The following is a 17,121-nucleotide window of genomic DNA, read 5'->3' as shown; positions in this document are numbered from 1 at the left end:
TATGGTTCCATTGTGCGTCCTACCATTGAAGCACGGTCATCAGCGGGGCGGTCCCTGGAGTCCCTGGATTTCCCGGACGTCCTGAAGTTCCCGGGATTCCTGGGATATCCGTCCCCTGGGCCGGTTCCCCATATCCCGCTTCATCGCAGGCCATCACGCGCCCCAGGCCGTAGCAGCCGTCAGCGCCGATGTATTCGCTGTCAGCCCCTGTCTCCCTGTGGTTGATGACCACCAGCCAGGAATGCCCTCCTTCCCGGATGCGGACCGCCTCCGCCTCCCCGTCCCCAAGCTGACGCCCGGTAACAGGGGCAATGACAGGCACGCGCCGGATGTCGCACCGTTCCCCATCTTCCCCGCCGTAACCTGTAATGACGGTCACCATGGAAGTAAACAGGCTGTTTTCCCTGGAAATGCTGACGCATGGTCCCTGTTCCAGTTGGTTGTAATGGAAGGAAACCGGGGTATCCTCAAGTTCCAGGGCAGCGCCGGGGGTGAGCACGGTAAACACGGCCTCGGCAGCCCTTCCATGATAAAGGAAGGTATTCCCCTTAATTTCCGTGGTTCCAGCCGGGTTCAGATGGAAAATCTGGCTGCACACATGGGTTCCCTGTCCATAGAACCCGTCCACGATAACATGGATCCTGGTGCCGATGGAAATAATCCGGCGGTTCACCAGGACTCCAGCGGGCAGGTATCCCAGGTGGGTTCCCTGAAGGAAGGTAAATTCCCCCTTCCTGCACCACTGCTGTCCCGTGGCGCAGGCCGTCCCCTTTACATCCCAGGAGCCGGTGCACTGTGTGTATTCCTGCCAGTCCACCACCGGGACATTATGGGCGCAGGAGGATTTGAGCTGCCGCCGCAGGCCCCCGTCCACATAGGTGTATCTGCCGGAATCAATGAGCACATCCTCCCCGTGGACGGACAGGTCGATGTGAAGCTTGTCAAAATGTCCGTGTCCGCCGCCCAGGGAACCGCACTTGAAATGCAGGTAGTCGCTGTCCCCATGCCAGCCGGAGCGCAGGCACCAGTTCCCGCTGTGTTCCATGACGGAAAAAAGCTGCTCCGGTTCCTTAGACTTCATGCTTTCATATTCCATGGCGGCCTCCGGCCCCAGTTCCCACACGCTTTCAAAGTCAAGACGTCCATATCCGGCATACCGCAGGTGTTTGTCCTTCAGTAAGAATGCGGCGGGTGTGAACACATCCCTCAGGTCCGTCCTGTCACTGTCCCCATTACAGGGCTGGGTATGGTCCGGTTTCATCCAGGCCAGGTCCGCATGGGCCATGGCCCGTGCCTTGTCCTTCAGGATGTCCGGCACGCGGATGCCGTGGAGGCGTGCCATGCGCAGGACCTCCAGCACGCAGCGCAGGACCTCGTTGTGATACATAGGGGACTGCTCCCACTGGACCCCGTCATCCATGACCTGGATGGACAGTTGGCGCACCAGGCGCTTCAGGGATTCCTCCACATAGAGGGCGGCTTCACCGGGGCTGTACGGCTGAATGGGATGCTCCGTCTGCATGGGCTGTCCAGGCTGTACGGACCGTCCCTCCTGTGCGGACTGTCCCGCCTGCCCGGACTCCCGCAAAAGTGCGGCCCCGATGCAGAACAGTCCATGGCTTTCCAGCACGCCCCAGTTGCTCTTGTCGCTGAAGGGCGTCCGGTGGTTCATGAGATAATTCCCATGTTCCCATAGACCTTTCCTGAACACGGCCTTTATCCCATCTGTCACGGTCCGGCTGTCCTTAAAATATTCCATGGCCTTTACCCAGTTCTCTCCCCGGATTCCAGCCTCGATGCTGCGCCATGTGGTCCTTTTTGTCTCTTTCGTGATGGGATTCTTCTCTACCCAGGAAACCATCTGGCTGGCAAAGCATTCCGCATACCGTTCATCCCCCGTCATGGCATAGGCCTGGCCCAGACAGATCCAGTAACGGTGGCGGTTAAACTGGTAGATGAACTCCGGATCCCCGTCCGGCATGTATTGCCAGTCAATCCCGCCCGTATTTCCGCCGAACTCCACTGCCCTGACGGTCTGCTCCATGTCCCAGGGCAGGTCGAACACGAACCTCTGCCTTACCGCATCATCCGCAATCCGCAGGATATGGGCGCATTCCTCGGGCCAGTAATTTTGGCAGTACTCGCTGCACCACTTCCAGTCATCGGATATGGCTCCGTATACGGCCGTCTTTCCATCCGTGGCCGTCTTTCCATCCATGACCGCCCTTCCATCCATGGCTGTCCTTTCATCCATGGCTATCCTTTCATCCATTTCCTTCTCCATCAGCCCTTTACGCCTCCAGCCGTGATTCCTTCCACAAACCATTTCTGGCAGACCATGAACACAACAAGGACCGGAATCAGGGAGCACACCGAAGCCGCCATGATAAGCGCATAGTCCGCGCCATACTGGGAAATGAACATCCTGATGCCCAGCTGGATGGTCTTTAATCTGGTGCTGTTTAAATAAATCAGCGGTCCCATAAAGTCATTCCATATATTTACAAAAGTAAAGATGACCAAGGTTGCAATACCAGGTTTCACAAGGGGCAGGGCAACCTTTGCGAATATGCCGTACTCGGAAAGCCCGTCAATCCTGGCAGCCTCCAGCAGTTCATTGGGAACGCCGATCATGAACTGGCGGATCAGGAACACGCCGAACCCTGAAAATGCCTGCATCAGGATAAGTCCCAGATGGGAGTCCGTAAGGCCCATCCTGGAAATCAGCGCAAACTGAGGCACCATATATGCCTGCCAAGGCACTGCAAAGGTGGTCACGGATATCAGGAACAGGATATCCCTTCCCTTAAATTCCACCTTGGAAAAGCCGTAAGCCGCAAAACAGCTGGTAAATACCTGTAAAAGCGTTGTCAGGACCGCAATCTTGAATGTGTTCTTGAAAAAGGTCAGGAGGGGAATCTTATCCCAGATTGTCTGGTAATTGCCCCACTGGAACTCTTTGGGGAACAGCCGCATGGGAATGCTGAACACCTCGTTGCTGGTTTTGACCGAAGCCAGAAGCATCCAGAAAAAGGGAACCACCACCAGGACTGCCAGTACGGTCAGCAGTGTATAGATTATAACTTTGCTATGTAATGTTCTTGTCTCCATCTTCCTGCCTCCTATACGTAATCCGTAAACTTCTTCTCACCCTGGAACTGTACCAGGGTCACCACCAGCACAATGGCAAAGAGCACCAGGGCGCTTGCGCTTGCATATCCGAACTTGAAGTCCACAAAGGCCGCGTTGTAGATATGGTTCACCAGCACATTGGTGGAACGTCCCGGGCCGCCTCCCGTCATGACGTAAATCAGGTCAAATACCTTGAAGCACTGGATGGTCATCATGATGATGACAAAGAAGGTGGTAGGTTTAAGCATGGGAATGGTGATATAGCGGAATTTCTTAAAGCCGGTGGCCCCGTCAATGCTGGCTGCCTCGTACAGGTCCTGGGAAATGCCCTGAAGGGCGGCCAGGTACACCACCATGTAATACCCCATGTACTTCCACACGCTGACAATGATGATGACAATCATGGCCCAGTCCGTGGACGCGCACCACTTAGGCGGATTGGCAACGCCGACGAACTTGAGGAATTCATTAACCGGGCCGAACTCAGGCTGGAACAGCATGTTCCAGACAGCGCCCACCGCCACCAGCGAGGCAACATAGGGGAAGAAGAACGCGGTACGGTAAACCACGATTCCCTTAATCTTGGAATTCAGCAGCACTGCAATCAGAAGGGCCGCCACCATGGTAAGGGGAACGGTAAAGACCGCATAAAAGAGGGTGTTGCTGACTGAAATCCGAAAGCCGCTGTCATGGAACAGCTTCACGAAATTCTTAAGCCCTACAAACTCCATGGGCGCGCTGGAGCCGTCCCATTTCATCACACATAATACAAAGGTCAGAATTACCGGAACAAATATAAAGATAAAATATCCGATAAAATTCGGAAGTATGAAAGAGTAGCCAATGGCGTTCCTCTTCAATGCTTTTTTCTGTTTTCCTGTCATTTCCATCACCATATCCCTTATTCAAACACGCTTACACACTTATTTTAAGGCACAAAAAGAGCGTCCAACCTCCGTCAGCACGTCAGCGCGTGCCACGCCCTTAAACCAGGGCGTGTTTGAATAATCAGACGCTCTTTGTTTTATCCCGTGAATCCTTAGTCTTCCCTTGCCTCCTGGGCCCTCTGGTTCATGTTGGCAATACCGGTATCCACATCTTCCTCGCCAATCATGATCAGATCATGCTCTTCTTCCAGAACCTTCCTTACGGCTGCCATCTTGGCATCCAGCGGACGGTCCAGGACCCAGCTGGTGGTCTTGAGCGCATCCTGGCTGTCCTCAGGGAATCCTGGGATTGCGGCCAGCCTGCTGCTGATGGCCTCGGACTCTGCTGCCGGGAAGATACCGTTGTCGGCCAGGACTTCCCCGCCCTCTTCGCCGGTGACGAACTTCACATACTCCCATGCCAGGTCAGGCACATCGGATTTTGCATTGATTGCAACCGGTGTGGTGGAACCAACGGTTGCACCGGCCTTGGTGTCAGCCGGATGGGGAATGGCTGTAACGCCCCAGTTAAAGTCAAACTTGCCTGCATCCTTATCCTGGATCAGGGTCCCGATGAACCATGAACCCATGGGAAGCATTGCACACTGCTGCTGCTCAAATACGCTGATGTAGTGGATGCCGCCTGTCTTTAAGTTGGCATAGCTCTGCAGCACGCCTTCGTCCTGCATCCTTAAAGCCTGCTCATAGTATGGCTTTAAGAAGCTGTAGTCCTCGCTCATAAGGGTATTCTTCCCATCCTGTACAGCCCAGTTGGAAACCAGGGCCTGCCATGTGTGGTTGTGTGTTCCGTATACCTTGCTGCTTCCCTCGCCGCTTGTCATCTTCTTAGCCAGTTCCTCATACTCATCCCATGTCATGTCAGCGGATGGGTATTCCACACCTGCCTTGTCAAATAAATCCTTGTTGTAGTACAGCATGTACCAGTCCTTACGGAATGGAAGCGTATAGCTGTTGCCGTCCATCTTTAACTGGTCCGCAACCCCGTTATACATCCCAAGGTCAATGCCGTCCTTTGCAATATATTCATCCAGGTTCATGATCTGTCCCTTATCCTTCATGGTTACCTGGTTCTCTGTATCCTTTACGAATATGACATCCGGGTCAGAATCGCCGCCAGCCAGCATGACCGTTACCTTGTTGTTATATTCATCGGACGGGGCGTCAATGAACTCAACCTCCACGTCCGGATATTTCTCATTAAATGCCTTTGTAACGGAAGTGAACTGCGGGGTAGCGTCATTGTCCCAGACAGACACGGTCAGCTTCTGCTTCTCCCCTGTGCCGGTTTCAGGCGCCTTTGTCTCCTTGCTGTCCGCTGCCTCGCTTCCTGCCGCCGTGGTCTCCGGTGCAGCGCCCTTATCCGAAGATGATCCGCCGCATCCAGCTGCCATGGTTGCTGTCATGGCTGTTACCAATGCCAGTGCCACTGTCTTTTTTAATTTCATAATAAAACCCTCCTTAAAATTTGTTATTTCAAATCTTGATATAATCATACCAGAAAGGTTTTATGAACCGAATCCACCCTCAACATACTTTTTACAAAATTTTCAGGTGGGCATGATTTTTACATGTAAAATTTTCATGTTTTTATAATTTTTTCTGCTTCAGGCACTGGGCCTCGTACTCCTTCGGCGAAATCCCCGCGACTTTCTTGAATACCTTGCTGAAATAAAAGGGCGTGTCAAAGCCCAGCAGGTCCGATATCTCATACATCATATACTGATGGCCTTCTATCAGCTCCTTGGCTTTTTCTATCTTAATGGCGGACACATAGCTGGTAAATGATTCCCCGGACTGTTTCTTAAAGGCAGTGCTTAAATATCCCTGGCTGATGTTCAGAGCTTCCGCTACCTGGCCCAGGGTTATGCGCTCTTTATAGTGCTCCATCACATATTCCCGCACCATCTCCGCAATCTTATCCACCCGCGTGTCCCTGCGGCGTTCTAAAATGGAGGAAACGGCTGCCTTAAACCAGTTAATCCACTGTATGATCTGGCCCAGGGTCCCAAGCCTCCCCAGTTTTTCCATGATATTGACCTCATAGGGGAAATCCTCTTCCTCCCCTTCCTCAAAAAAGGAGGCCAGGAAAAAATACAGGTTTGCACAGGCGTTCACGGCCTGCTGCCTGGAGGGGTTATTTTCCTTTAGCAGGCATACCACCTGGTCCAATATCCCTTCCAGGGCGGCGCTGTCATTCATGGCAACGGCTTGGGACAGATCCTTTTTCAGGAATCCGATATGGAAGCTTGCCGTATGTCTGGCGCTTGTCTCACACTCAGCCGAATAAAACACAACCGGGTCAGCAAAGCAGTAAAAATAATGGTTGGCCGCGCTCATGGCCTCATACAGAAGCTCGCCAAAGTCCTCAAGGCTCTCCTTCCTGGTGCTGACATGTACGGACACGGACACCTCGAAGTAGTCCTTTACCACGGAAATGATTTTCTCCCCAAGGCTTCTCATCTGCTCCCTGTAATCCGGCATGCCCTCTGCCGAAACCACCAGCACCAGGCTGGTCAGTTCCCTGCGCACCAGGCAGCTGTGGTCAAAATAACCTTTTACCATCTGCCCGATGATATTTTCCGCAAAGGAGATTACCTTCTTCTGGTCCTCCCTTGTGAAATCAGAGGAAAATCCCTCATAACCATAGTTGAAACTGATGATGGCCATGATTGGTTCCCGGAATACAGGGATGGTACCAGAAGCCGTCCGGTCTGCATCGGTCCGGATATCTGCATTGACCCGGGTATCTGCATCCGCCCGGGTATCTGCATTACCCCAGGTATCCACATCGGCCCGGATATCCACATCGCGTCCTATCCCCGTACCATCCCCATTGACCATCTCCCCTCGCCCGATGAGAAGTCCCTCTATATACTCTTTCAGTATGTCCTCCTCCGACCGGGCCATGACGGTATCGGCCGCCTCTGCCTTGCGTTTCATTTCACGCCGGGCCACGGCCGCCTTCAGGCTGTCAGCCAGCTTATCCTCTGTCAGTTCCATCTTCACCAGATATTCCACTGCCCCAAGGCTCATGGCCTGGCGGGCCAGGCTGAACTCTTCCAGGTTGGTCAGCAGGATGAAGATGACATCGTCCCATCCCTTGTCCTTGACCTGCTTCATCAGCTCAATCCCGTCCATGCCCGGCATCTTGATATCCGTTATCACGATATCCGGCTTCTGTTCCTCCATCTGCCTGAGGGCCTGCTGGCCGTTGGCGCACCTGGCCCCCACGGTACAGCCGTGCTCCTCCCAGTTCAGCAGGGATGCAATCCCGGCCAGGATCAATGGTTCATCATCAACTATCATCACACGGTACATATCTCATTACCCCTTATCTTTTTCATCGGCTCCATCCCCCCGCCCCACGATTGTATCATATTCCAGGGGTATCTTAACAGTGATTTCCGTATATTTCCCCTCTTCGCTCTCAATGGTGAGGCCGTACTGCTCCCCGTAATTCAGCTTGATGCGGCGCTCCACATTGGGTAGGCCAATCCCGCTCATGGTATTGCCCTTGACCTTTTCCGTGTTGTCAAGGATGGCGGCAAGCTTCTCTTTCGGTATCCCCCGGCCGTCATCCCTTACCTGGATCAGCAGGCATCCTTCTTCCTCATATGCGCGGATCAGGATGGTGCCGTGTTTGCCGTTCGGCTCTATGCCGTTGAAGATGGCATTTTCCACAAGGGGCTGAAGGGTCAGCTTGATTACCATGGCGTTCAGAAGCTTCGGATCGTCCACCTTTACCTCCAGGTCGAACAGCTCCACATATTTCACCTTTTCAATGGTCACATAATCGTTCAGGAAATCCAGTTCCCGCTGAAGGGTGACCTTCTCGTCAAAGCCTTTAGCCATGTTCTTTAACAGGCCGGAAAGGGCGGTCACCATCTTCACAATGCCGCTGTTTTTCTGGATGACGGCAATCCAGCGGATGGAATCCAGGGTGTTGTAGAGGAAATGGGGATTAATCTGGGCCTGAAGCATTTTCAGTTCCAGCACGCCCTTTTCCTTTTCATTCTCCAGCCGTTCCGCCATCAGTCCGTCAATCTGCTGGGACATGTCATTGACCACCTTGCCCACGGTCCCGATTTCGTCCTCACCCTCAATATCAGGGTCCCTTGTAAAGTCCCCGGCCGCCACATCCCCGATGTGCCTGACTAGGCGGTCAATGGGCTTCTTAATCTGGTTGGTGATGAGCACGGACAGGATGAACCCGAATATCAGGCAGGCCGCGAACATGATGATGACGGTCTGGATGATCATAAGGCGGTCGCTGGTCAGGCTGTCCAGGGCCAGGTTCTCATATACCAGGATACCGCTGCGCTGGTATTTCTCAAAGGCCACCAGGCTCTGCTTCCCGTGGACCTTCATCTCAAGAAGCCCCTTATCCTTCCCGGAGTCCAGAAGGCTCCGGATGATCCTGTCATTCTCCTCCCTGTGTTCCTCCGGCTCGTAGAGGGAAGCCACCCGCTTGCCGTCCCCGGTCACCACCACGGCTTCCTGGCCGCCGCCCGCATCCTCCAGCATATCCTGGAACAGCTGGGTGGAAAGGCTTAACACCACCCAGCCCCCAGGCGCGGCGCTGCTGCCCAGGGTCCTGGCAATGGGGAGCACATTTCCCTCATGCTGGAAAAACGGGTTGGGCACCAGGTCCAGCTCATAGCTGTCCATTGTTTTTAACAACTCGTCCTCCAGCCAGCCGCCTTTTAATATTTCCCTGGCATCCTCCGTGCTTCCAAAGGAGGTGCCTGTCTGCACAAGGCTCCCCCTGTCGTCAAAGACGGACAGCTTCACAATATAGTCCCCGTACTCCGTGATTGCACAGTAATCCTTGATGCGCTCCGCATAATCCAGTCCCTTCTTCCTGGCCGCAGGCGTTGTCTGCCTGCCCACTTCCCCCAGGTTGAAGGTTCCACGCTCCGTGCAGTTGAGCACGATGTTGATCATTTCCTCGTAGGCCAGCTGGTAGCGGTAGGATACCCCCTCCACCTGGTGCTGCAGCGAGTTCTTGGCCACCTCCAGCGTCTTGCGGCTGGCCGTTATGTAAGTGCACACACTGACAAATATGGCAATGACGCAGATAATGAAAAAATTGTACCGTATCAGCCGCGAGCGCAGCGTTTTTCCCCATATGAGTTCCTTCATGACTACCTCCCGTACGCCTGTCCCATTGCGATGGGCTTCCCTCTATTATACCATGCGCCCTGTTTCTTGCAAACAACTGAAAAAAGAGCTGCCCTGCCGGGACAGCCCTCAAGTATGATTTTGATTGTAATCCTAGGGCGTGTTTGAAAATTGCTTTCCGTCAGATGTGCGTCCCACTTTGTGGGAGATTTGGTCCCGATGATGGAGGCGTAGTGGGCTACGCCGACTGAATCGGGGCCAAATATACCGCGAAGTGGGGCGTGCAGATGGCGGGAATGAATTTTCAAACAGGCTCTAGCCCAGCACCTGGGGCAGCCAAAGGCTGATGGCCGGGATGAACGTAATAAGCAGCAAGGTGATGACCATGCACAGGTAAAACGGCAGGGTAGCCTTCACCACCCGCTCCATGGGCACCTTGGAGACGGCGGAGCCGATGAAGAGCACGGCGCCCACCGGAGGGGTCAGAAGGCCGATGCCGCAGTTTAACACTACCATGATGCCGAACTGGACCGGGTCAAGTCCGATGGAGGTGGCAATGGGCAGCAGGATTGGCGTGGCTATCAGTATGATGGGGGCCATGTCCATGATGCAGCCAAGGATCAGCAGGATCAGGTTCAGCAGCAGGGCCAGGATGATGGGGTTGTTGGTAAAACCTGTTATGGCACCTGCAGCCATCACCGGAACATGGAGACGGGTCAGGCAGTAACCGAATATGCTGGAGGTCGCGATGAGGATCAGCACAATGGACAGTGTGTCCACACACTCTCCCATGACCCGCCACACGCCTTTCCAGTCAAGTCCCCGGTAGATGAACACGCTGACAACCAGGCTGTAGATGACCGCAATGGCAGCCGACTCAGTTGCAGTGAACACGCCGCCCACCACGCCTACCACCACGATCAGCACGGCCGCCAGGGCCCAGAAGGACACACTCAGCTGTTTTAAAAGGTTGGAAATGCTGAACGGGTCGCCCTTTGGATAATTGCGCTTCACGGAAATGATATAGGAACCTATCATCAGGGAAACCGCCAGCAGCGCGCCCGGTATGTACCCTGCCAGGAACAGGCTTCCCACGGAAACGCCTCCGGCCGTGGTTGCATAGATGACCATATTGTGGCTGGGAGGCACCAGAAGCCCCTCACAGGAGGAGGTGATGGTGACCGCAGTTGAAAAGTCATCGTCATAGCCCTGTTCCACCATCATGGGGATCAGGATGGAACCGATGGAGGCCGTGTCCGCCGCAGCGGAACCGGAAATCCCTCCAAAGAAATAGGATGCCACAATATTCACCATGGCCATGCCGCCCCGCATCCATCCGACACAGGCATCGGCCAGGGCTATGAGTTTCTCAGAGATGCCTCCCGAGCCCATGAGACAGCCCATTACAATGAAAAACGGCACCGCCATCAGGCTGAAGGAGCTGATTCCCTTCACCATCTGCTGGCAGATGGCTGCCAGGGGGAGACCCTGGTAGAGCAGGCAGAGCACAGAGGAAAGGGCCACTGCGTACGCAATGGGGAACCTCAGTAATATCATGGCAAAAAAGCTTGCAAGTAAAATCAGGATTGCAGTATTCCCACCGCCCATATGATCATTCCTCCTCTCTGGTGCAGATTGCTTTTATGTGGTTATACAGGGCTTCCAGCTCAAATATCAGCATCGCCACGCCTGCCAGGGGAACCGGGAAATACATCCAGAACCTGGACAGCCAGGGCATGCTCACATAGAAGCCCTTGGAGCCAATGCCCTTTGCATACTTCCAGCCCACGGTAATCATGATGACGGCAAGCACAAGGACAGCTGCGTCCGAGAGGATATCCAGGGCCCGCACCACCTGCTTTGGCAGATAGGTGTCAAAGGCAGTCATGCGGATATGGGCATTCCTGCGGATGGCCAGGGCGGCTGACAGCACTGCCATATAGGCCATACAGGTCAGCACAACCTCCTCACTCCAGGCCGGGTCCGGGATAAACGGTATGTAACGTCCGGCAACCGCCATACAGGTGATGAGGATATCCACGGTGAGGAGCAGTTTGCACAGGAACATGACGAATGCATAGGTCCTGTCATATACAGGTTTGATCTTGTCAATGGTTTGAAACAGAGATGACATGGCACTCTCCCTTCTTTTGATGATGGCATTAAGAAACCTGACCGCAGCGAGCTCTTACTGACTAAGTCATTATAAAAATATTATAAAGGAGATGGCGGGACTCTCCTACCGTAAGTTTTTGTGAATTTTAGTAAAATTTTATCTTTTTATATATTATGCACAAAAAATATGCCTGTTAAGAAATTTTAACAGGCTATTATTAACAATATTTTAACACTATTTTTATGGTATCTTAATGCTGCAGCGTGCCCTTTTTAGCTATCCTTATGCTTTTCTTATGCTGTCCTTATGATTTCTTAATGTACCGGGAAGGGGGCCTGGAATGTCATAAAACCCGCCCGCTCCCAATATACTTTTAATAATTCCCATTTCCCGGAGTTCTCATGAAGGAGTCCTTAACACCATCTTCAAACATATCCAAACGCCTCTCCCCACGGAAGCTGGCATTCATTACAGGAACACTGCTCCTCACCTCAACGGGGTTCATATGCCGTATCCTGGGATTTTTTTACCGTATATTCATGTCCCGGACCATTGGCGCAGAGGGGCTGGGTATTTACAATATGGTACATCCCATATTCAGCATCTGCTTCGCGGTGTGCGCAGGCTCCATCCAGACCGCGCTGTCCCAGTACGTGGCCGCCAACCAGGCCCGGGGCAGGGCCGTGTTCAAGACAGGCCTGGTCATTGCCATGGGCATGTCATTCCTCCTGGCCTGGGGCATTTACGGCAACGCCGGTTTCCTGGCGGAAAAGTTCCTGTTAGAACCAAGGTGCGCCCCTTACCTGCCCGTGATGGCCGTGTCCGTGCCCTTTGCAGCCCTCCACGCCTGTATCAACGGTTATTATTATGGCATGCAGAAGGCCAGGGTGCCCGCGTTCTCCCAGGTGGCGGAACAGGTCATCCGCATGGGGGCCGTGTTCCTTATGGCCGGCGTATGGCTGGATTCAGGACGTGAGATCACGGTCAGCCTTGCGGTATACGGTCATTTAATCGGGGAAATGGCTTCGGCTGCATTTACCGTATTCTGCCTTGGATTCTTCCCGCCTGCCGGAACGGAGGGTAATAAGATAAGGAAGGCAATCCCCCTCTCCTTCCGTGAAACAGCCGCCCCACTGATGGCCCTGGCCCTTCCACTGATGGGCAACCGGCTGATACTCAATGTCCTTGGCAGCGCCGAGGCAATCTGGATTCCCAACAAGCTGATGAGTTCCGGCCTTACCAACTCAGAGGCCCTGTCCATATACGGCGTGCTCACCAGCATGGCCCTGCCGTTCATCCTGTTCCCCTCCGCCATCACCAATTCCATGGCCGTCCTGCTGCTTCCAACGGTTGCCCAGGCCCAGGCGGACGGCAACGAGGGACGTATCTCCTCCATGATTTCCATGTCCCTGCGCTACAGCTGCTACATGGGGGTCCTGTGCATCGGCATCTTCACCCTATTCGGTAACCAGCTGGGCGTGGGCGTGTTCCATGACCAGAATGCAGGCACCTTCATCACCATCCTGTCATGGCTGTGCCCGTTCATGTATCTGGCCACCACCATGGGAAGCATCTTAAACGGACTTGGGAAAACCTCGGTCACGTTTTTCCAGAATGTCTGGGCCATGGTCATACGGCTGGCTTTTGTGCTTTTTGCCATTCCAAGGTTTGGGATCCAGGGTTATCTCTGGGGGATGCTGGCCAGCGAGCTGGCCCTGGCGCTTATGAGTTTCCTGGCAGTGAAACGGCAGGTCCCTTTCCACTGGGACACGGCCAACATGATTGTGAAGCCGGTCATCCTCCTTCTCATATCCATTGGGATGTACCTGGCATTCTCCTGTGTGGCAGCCTCCCTTGGCAGCCTGCCGCTCTTTGTCGAGACAGCAGTGAATATCCTGTTCCTGTGCCTCTGCTATATGGGGCTGCTTCTGCTGTTCCATAAAAGGAAACCGCTTCCGTAAAGGGCAGCCGCTTCCGTAAGGGCAATCATTTCTGTAAGGGCAGCCGCTTCCGTAAGGGTAATCACTACCATAAGAAAAGGAGGGGGTGCACTCCCCCCTCCAATGGACTGTTTTATTGTGACAGCAGATAATCGATTGCCTGGGCCAGACCGCCTTCCCACACATTGCCAGTGATATGATCCGCGGCCTCAAGGGCCTTTCTGGTCCCATTGCCCATGGCGATACCAATGCCTGCGTATGCAAGCATGGACGCATCGTTATTCCCGTCCCCAATGGCCGCCATTTCCTCAGGTTCAATCCCGTACCGGGCAATCACTTCCCGGATGCCTGAGCATTTGCCTCCGCCCTTGGGGGTTAAATCCACGCCTTCCCCGTCATGCCATACCGTATACCCACATTCCGGCAGGAAGGCTGCCAGCCTGACGGCTTCCCTTTCATTAAGATAGGGGATCACCTGGTATATATCATGTTCCAGGGCCTGCCTCACATCCCCCACCGGAGGAATCCTGGTTCCGATCCCATCCTGCACCCGGATCACACGCTCATCCACGTAGTTCAGATACCAGTTTTCCGCTTCCATGAACAGACAGGGGAATGGTGTCCCTTCCAGTATCTTAAGAAGGATGGCAATCTGGCTGCGTGGGATAGGGTTCTTATAGATGACCGGACGGCCAGGGGTTCCTTCATAGCAGTACTGGCCGTTCAGGGTAATATACGCGTCAAATGCCAGTCCCTCCAGCAGGTTCTCCGATTCCACCTCCAGGAAATGGCGGCCCGTCGCAATGAACAGCCGTATCCCCGCATTCCTTGCCCTGTCAAGGGCATGTCTGGTATCCTCTGAAATCCCCTTTTGATTAAATCCTCTCAGCGTACCGTCTATGTCAAAAAATATCGCCTTAACCATGTCCTTTCCTTCCTTTCCGTCCCGTTTTCCCGAAAACACGCGCTCCTGTCAAGAGGCTGTTACCATTATAGCAGTATGGAAACATTTGCGGAAGTACCGTTATTGACTTTCTTCTGGTTTGGATATATATTTATTAAACGGCTGTTTTTTAGACATTCGGATATTTATATATGGAAAGGATTGAATTTTTATGGGTTCTGCAAAAGAAGCAAAAGAAATAGACCTGGGTTCAGGAAGCGTGGGACGGCTGCTGTTTAAGCTGGCTGTTCCTGCCATCACTGCCCAGATCATCAATGTTTTATACAACATGGTGGACCGCATGTACATCGGCCACCTGCCCGGCGTGGGCGCCAGCGCCCTGACCGGTGTGGGTGTCACATTCCCGGTCATCATGGCCATCTCGGCCTTTGCCGCCCTGGTGAGCATGGGCGGAGCGCCAAGGGCGTCCATCATGCTTGGGAAGGGCAGGAAGGAGGAGGCTGAGAACATCCTGGGCAACTGTACCACTGCCCTGATTGCGGTGGCCCTTGTGCTCACTGTATTCTTCCTGACCTTTGGCAGGAGCATCCTGCTGATGTTCGGTGCCAGCGGCAATACCATCGAATATGGCTGGGCCTACATGCAGATTTATTCCCTGGGAACCATCTTCGTGCAGCTGGCCCTTGGGCTTAACGCATTCATCAATGCCCAGGGATATGCAAAGACAGGCATGCTTACCGTGCTCATCGGCGCTGTCTGCAACATCATCCTGGACCCAATCCTGATGTTCGGGCTGCACATGGGGGTACGGGGCGCGGCCCTGGCAACCATTATCTCCCAGGGCATCTCCGCCACCTGGGTGGTGCTGTTCCTTCTGTCCGGTAAAAGCTACTTAAAGATACGCCCCTGTTATATGAAGCCCAGGGCAGATATCCTGATGCCTGCCATCGCACTGGGCGCGGCCCCATTTGTCATGCAGTTCACGGAAAGCATCCTGAACATCTGCTTTAATACCTCGCTGTTAAAATACGGCGGGGACGTGGCCGTGGGCGCCATGACCATCATGGGAAGCGTGATGCAGTTCTCCCTCCTCCCCCTCCAGGGCCTGACCCAGGGCGCGCAGCCCATCATCAGCTTCAACTACGGCGCAAGGAAGATAGACCGGGTCAGCCGCACCTTCTGGATCCTGCTGGCCACATGTATGTGTTATTCCACCGTGCTGTGGGCTGTCAGCATGTTTGCACCGGGGGTGTTCATCTCCATCTTTACAAAGGACGCTGCCCTGACCGCCTTCAGTACCTGGTCCATCCATGTCTATATGGCGGCCGCCCTGCTCTTCGGCGCCCAGCTGGCCTGCCAGCAGACCTTCATCGCCCTGGGCGACAGCAAGACCTCCCTGTTCCTGGCCCTGCTGAGAAAGGTCATCCTGCTGATCCCGCTTATCTATGTGCTGCCCGGACTTTTTGAGAACAAGGTGTTTGCTGTTTTCCTGTCAGAGCCCATCGCGGATACCATTGCGGTATGTACCACGGTTACGTTGTTCATAATATCCTTCCGGAAGCTTAGGAGGACCATGGGGTAGTACTGCGGTCTTTTAAATCCAATCATGCAGTATGGGATAATGAAAAGAGCAGGTACCTGATTCCCAAAAGGGAACGGTATCTGCTCTTTCATATCCGGCAGGCACGCAGCCAGCCAAACCGTGTATGACGGGAAAATCCCATGCCGCCGGACGGTTATTTATCCTTCATATATTCATCCATGGCATCCACCACGGTCTTTGAATATGCCACTGCCTCCACCACGGTCTTGGCGCCCAGGACCACGTCGCCGGAGGCAAATATCCCTTCCACCGTGGTGGCGCCATTCTCCGAGGTCTGAAGCAGGCCGTTCCTGGTGGCCTTCAGGCCGTCCGTTGTGTTGACCAGCTTGCTCTTTGGCCCCTGGCTGATGGAGATGACAACCGAATCCACGTGAACCTGTTCCGTATCCTCTGAATACCCGGTGATATTGCCCTCCTCATCATAGAATACGTCCTTAAACACCGGACCGTCATCATTGATTTCCACAATCCCCTTGCAGAATTCAAACTTTGCCCCGTCAAGCATTGCATACTGTGTCTCGTGGAGGCTGGCGTCAGAGTGCCTGCCCCTGGCGTACAGGGTCACATGGCGGGAACCTTTCCGGATCACGGTGCGGGCCACGTCCATGGCGGAATTGCCCACGCCGATGATTGCCACCTTATCCCCCAGATCATATGCATCCGGGTTCGCCAGGTAATCAATGGCAAAATGGACATTGCCCAGGGACTCCCCCTTAACCCCAAGGGTCTTTGGACGCCACACCCCTGTGCCGATGAAAATACTCTTGTATCCGTCGCGGAACAGGTCCTTAATCTCCAGTGCGCCGCCGATGGTGGTGTTGGGCCTGATTTTAATGCCAATGGACAGAAGCTTCTTCTTATAACGGTCCAGGATGGACTTGGGGAGCCTGAATTCCGGTATGCCGTACTGGAGCACGCCCCCGATCTTGTCCCTGGAATCAAATATGGTCACGCTGTAGCCCCTCTGGGTCAGCATGATTGCAATGGTGATGCCTGCGGGACCTGCCCCGATAACAGCCACCTTTTTCCCGTTCTTAGGCGCGCAGTCTATCTTAATCCTCTCCAGGCATGTATCCGATATATAGTTCTCAATGCTGCTCACATGAACCGGCTGCCCTTTCCTCCCCAGGACGCAGTGTCCTTCGCACTGGCGCTCATGGTTGCACACAAGGGAACACACAAGGGACATGGGATTATTGGCAAACAGCATGGCTCCCGCATCCTCAAGGCCGCCTTCCTTAAGGGCCTTGATCATGGCCGGGATCGGCGTATGGATGGGGCATCCCTGCTGGCACATCGGTTTTTTACATTGAAGGCATCTATCTGCTTCGTCAATTACATGAACTGCCATGGTATGT

At 53.9% G+C, this 17,121-nt stretch carries 13 protein-coding genes; 2 read left to right on the top strand and 11 right to left on the bottom strand.

The features are described from left to right. Positions 1 to 19: 19 nt before the first annotated feature. The 9 genes from MCJ35_RS04595 to MCJ35_RS04560 all read right to left on the bottom strand — a co-directional run bounded on the left by MCJ35_RS04595 (position 20) and on the right by MCJ35_RS04560 (position 11,334). Positions 20 to 2,218, bottom strand: a complete 2,199-nt coding sequence (locus MCJ35_RS04595; RefSeq protein WP_488473309.1) for an alginate lyase family protein — start codon at positions 2,216 to 2,218, stop codon at positions 20 to 22. A gap of 65 nt (positions 2,219 to 2,283) precedes the next feature. After that, a complete protein-coding gene (locus MCJ35_RS04590) occupies positions 2,284 to 3,111 on the bottom strand; it encodes a carbohydrate ABC transporter permease (RefSeq protein ID WP_008722616.1) in 828 nt (275 codons plus the stop codon). Positions 3,112 to 3,122: 11 nt separating this feature from the next. Beyond that, positions 3,123 to 4,016: an ABC transporter permease subunit gene (locus MCJ35_RS04585; RefSeq protein ID WP_207302021.1), complete on the bottom strand. Its 894-nt coding sequence runs from the start codon at positions 4,014 to 4,016 to the stop codon at positions 3,123 to 3,125. A gap of 155 nt (positions 4,017 to 4,171) precedes the next feature. After that, a complete protein-coding gene (locus MCJ35_RS04580; protein WP_025482747.1) occupies positions 4,172 to 5,524 on the bottom strand; it encodes an ABC transporter substrate-binding protein in 1,353 nt (450 codons plus the stop codon). 142 nt (positions 5,525 to 5,666) lie between these two features. Further along, positions 5,667 to 7,397, bottom strand: a complete 1,731-nt coding sequence (locus MCJ35_RS04575) for a response regulator transcription factor (protein WP_025482748.1) — start codon at positions 7,395 to 7,397, stop codon at positions 5,667 to 5,669. Positions 7,398 to 7,403: 6 nt separating this feature from the next. After that, entirely contained in the window at positions 7,404 to 9,221 is a 1,818-nt protein-coding gene (locus MCJ35_RS04570; protein WP_025482750.1) for a sensor histidine kinase, read from the bottom strand. 2 nt (positions 9,222 to 9,223) lie between these two features. Next, positions 9,224 to 9,508 carry a DUF6783 domain-containing protein gene (locus MCJ35_RS31890; RefSeq protein WP_488473290.1) on the bottom strand — a complete coding sequence of 95 codons (285 nt, stop codon included), beginning with the start codon at positions 9,506 to 9,508 and terminating at the stop codon, positions 9,224 to 9,226. 7 nt (positions 9,509 to 9,515) lie between these two features. Beyond that, the gene (locus MCJ35_RS04565; protein ID WP_008722609.1) at positions 9,516 to 10,808 is read right to left on the bottom strand and encodes a TRAP transporter large permease; all 1,293 of its coding nucleotides are present in this window, start codon (positions 10,806 to 10,808) and stop codon (positions 9,516 to 9,518) included. Positions 10,809 to 10,812: 4 nt separating this feature from the next. After that, a complete protein-coding gene (locus MCJ35_RS04560) occupies positions 10,813 to 11,334 on the bottom strand; it encodes a TRAP transporter small permease (RefSeq protein WP_008722607.1) in 522 nt (173 codons plus the stop codon). Positions 11,335 to 11,717: 383 nt separating this feature from the next. Between MCJ35_RS04560 and MCJ35_RS04555 the strand changes: the two genes are divergently transcribed. Next, a complete protein-coding gene (locus MCJ35_RS04555) occupies positions 11,718 to 13,277 on the top strand; it encodes a putative polysaccharide biosynthesis protein (protein WP_025482751.1) in 1,560 nt (519 codons plus the stop codon). A gap of 112 nt (positions 13,278 to 13,389) precedes the next feature. On the opposite strand, the gene MCJ35_RS04550 is transcribed toward MCJ35_RS04555, so the two are convergent. Then, the gene (locus MCJ35_RS04550; RefSeq protein ID WP_008722600.1) at positions 13,390 to 14,181 is read right to left on the bottom strand and encodes a Cof-type HAD-IIB family hydrolase; all 792 of its coding nucleotides are present in this window, start codon (positions 14,179 to 14,181) and stop codon (positions 13,390 to 13,392) included. 190 nt (positions 14,182 to 14,371) lie between these two features. Here MCJ35_RS04550 and MCJ35_RS04545 point away from each other — a divergent pair, with 190 nt between their 5' ends. Next, entirely contained in the window at positions 14,372 to 15,742 is a 1,371-nt protein-coding gene (locus MCJ35_RS04545; RefSeq protein ID WP_025482753.1) for an MATE family efflux transporter, read from the top strand. A gap of 154 nt (positions 15,743 to 15,896) precedes the next feature. On the opposite strand, the gene MCJ35_RS04540 is transcribed toward MCJ35_RS04545, so the two are convergent. Beyond that, on the bottom strand, positions 15,897 to 17,114 hold the full coding sequence (locus MCJ35_RS04540) for an NAD(P)-dependent oxidoreductase (protein ID WP_025482754.1): 1,218 nt from the start codon (positions 17,112 to 17,114) through the stop codon (positions 15,897 to 15,899). Positions 17,115 to 17,121 lie beyond the last annotated feature (7 nt).

It is taken from the genome of Enterocloster sp. OA13 (genome assembly GCF_022440595.1).
Taxonomy (GTDB): Bacteria; Bacillota; Clostridia; order Lachnospirales; family Lachnospiraceae; genus Enterocloster; species Enterocloster hominis.
Note: the sequence above shows the minus strand (reverse complement) of the source record. Positions and strands in the feature narration are given on the sequence as shown.

Excerpts from the sequence above, each read along its gene's own strand:
- MCJ35_RS04580 (WP_025482747.1), bottom strand. The coding sequence starts at position 5,524 with ATGAAATTAAAAAAGACAGTGGCACTGGCATTGGTAACAGCCATGACA.
- MCJ35_RS04565 (WP_008722609.1), bottom strand. The coding sequence starts at position 10,808 with ATGGGCGGTGGGAATACTGCAATCCTGATTTTACTTGCAAGCTTTTTT.
- MCJ35_RS04595 (WP_488473309.1), bottom strand. The coding sequence starts at position 2,218 with ATGGATGGAAAGACGGCCACGGATGGAAAGACGGCCGTATACGGAGCC.
- MCJ35_RS04560 (WP_008722607.1), bottom strand. The coding sequence starts at position 11,334 with ATGTCATCTCTGTTTCAAACCATTGACAAGATCAAACCTGTATATGAC.
- MCJ35_RS04575 (WP_025482748.1), bottom strand. The coding sequence starts at position 7,397 with ATGTACCGTGTGATGATAGTTGATGATGAACCATTGATCCTGGCCGGG.
- MCJ35_RS04550 (WP_008722600.1), bottom strand. The coding sequence starts at position 14,181 with ATGGTTAAGGCGATATTTTTTGACATAGACGGTACGCTGAGAGGATTT.
- MCJ35_RS04555 (WP_025482751.1), top strand. The coding sequence starts at position 11,718 with ATGAAGGAGTCCTTAACACCATCTTCAAACATATCCAAACGCCTCTCC.
- MCJ35_RS04545 (WP_025482753.1), top strand. The coding sequence starts at position 14,372 with ATGGGTTCTGCAAAAGAAGCAAAAGAAATAGACCTGGGTTCAGGAAGC.
- MCJ35_RS04570 (WP_025482750.1), bottom strand. The coding sequence starts at position 9,221 with ATGAAGGAACTCATATGGGGAAAAACGCTGCGCTCGCGGCTGATACGG.
- MCJ35_RS04540 (WP_025482754.1), bottom strand. The coding sequence starts at position 17,114 with ATGGCAGTTCATGTAATTGACGAAGCAGATAGATGCCTTCAATGTAAA.
- MCJ35_RS04585 (WP_207302021.1), bottom strand. The coding sequence starts at position 4,016 with ATGACAGGAAAACAGAAAAAAGCATTGAAGAGGAACGCCATTGGCTAC.
- MCJ35_RS04590 (WP_008722616.1), bottom strand. The coding sequence starts at position 3,111 with ATGGAGACAAGAACATTACATAGCAAAGTTATAATCTATACACTGCTG.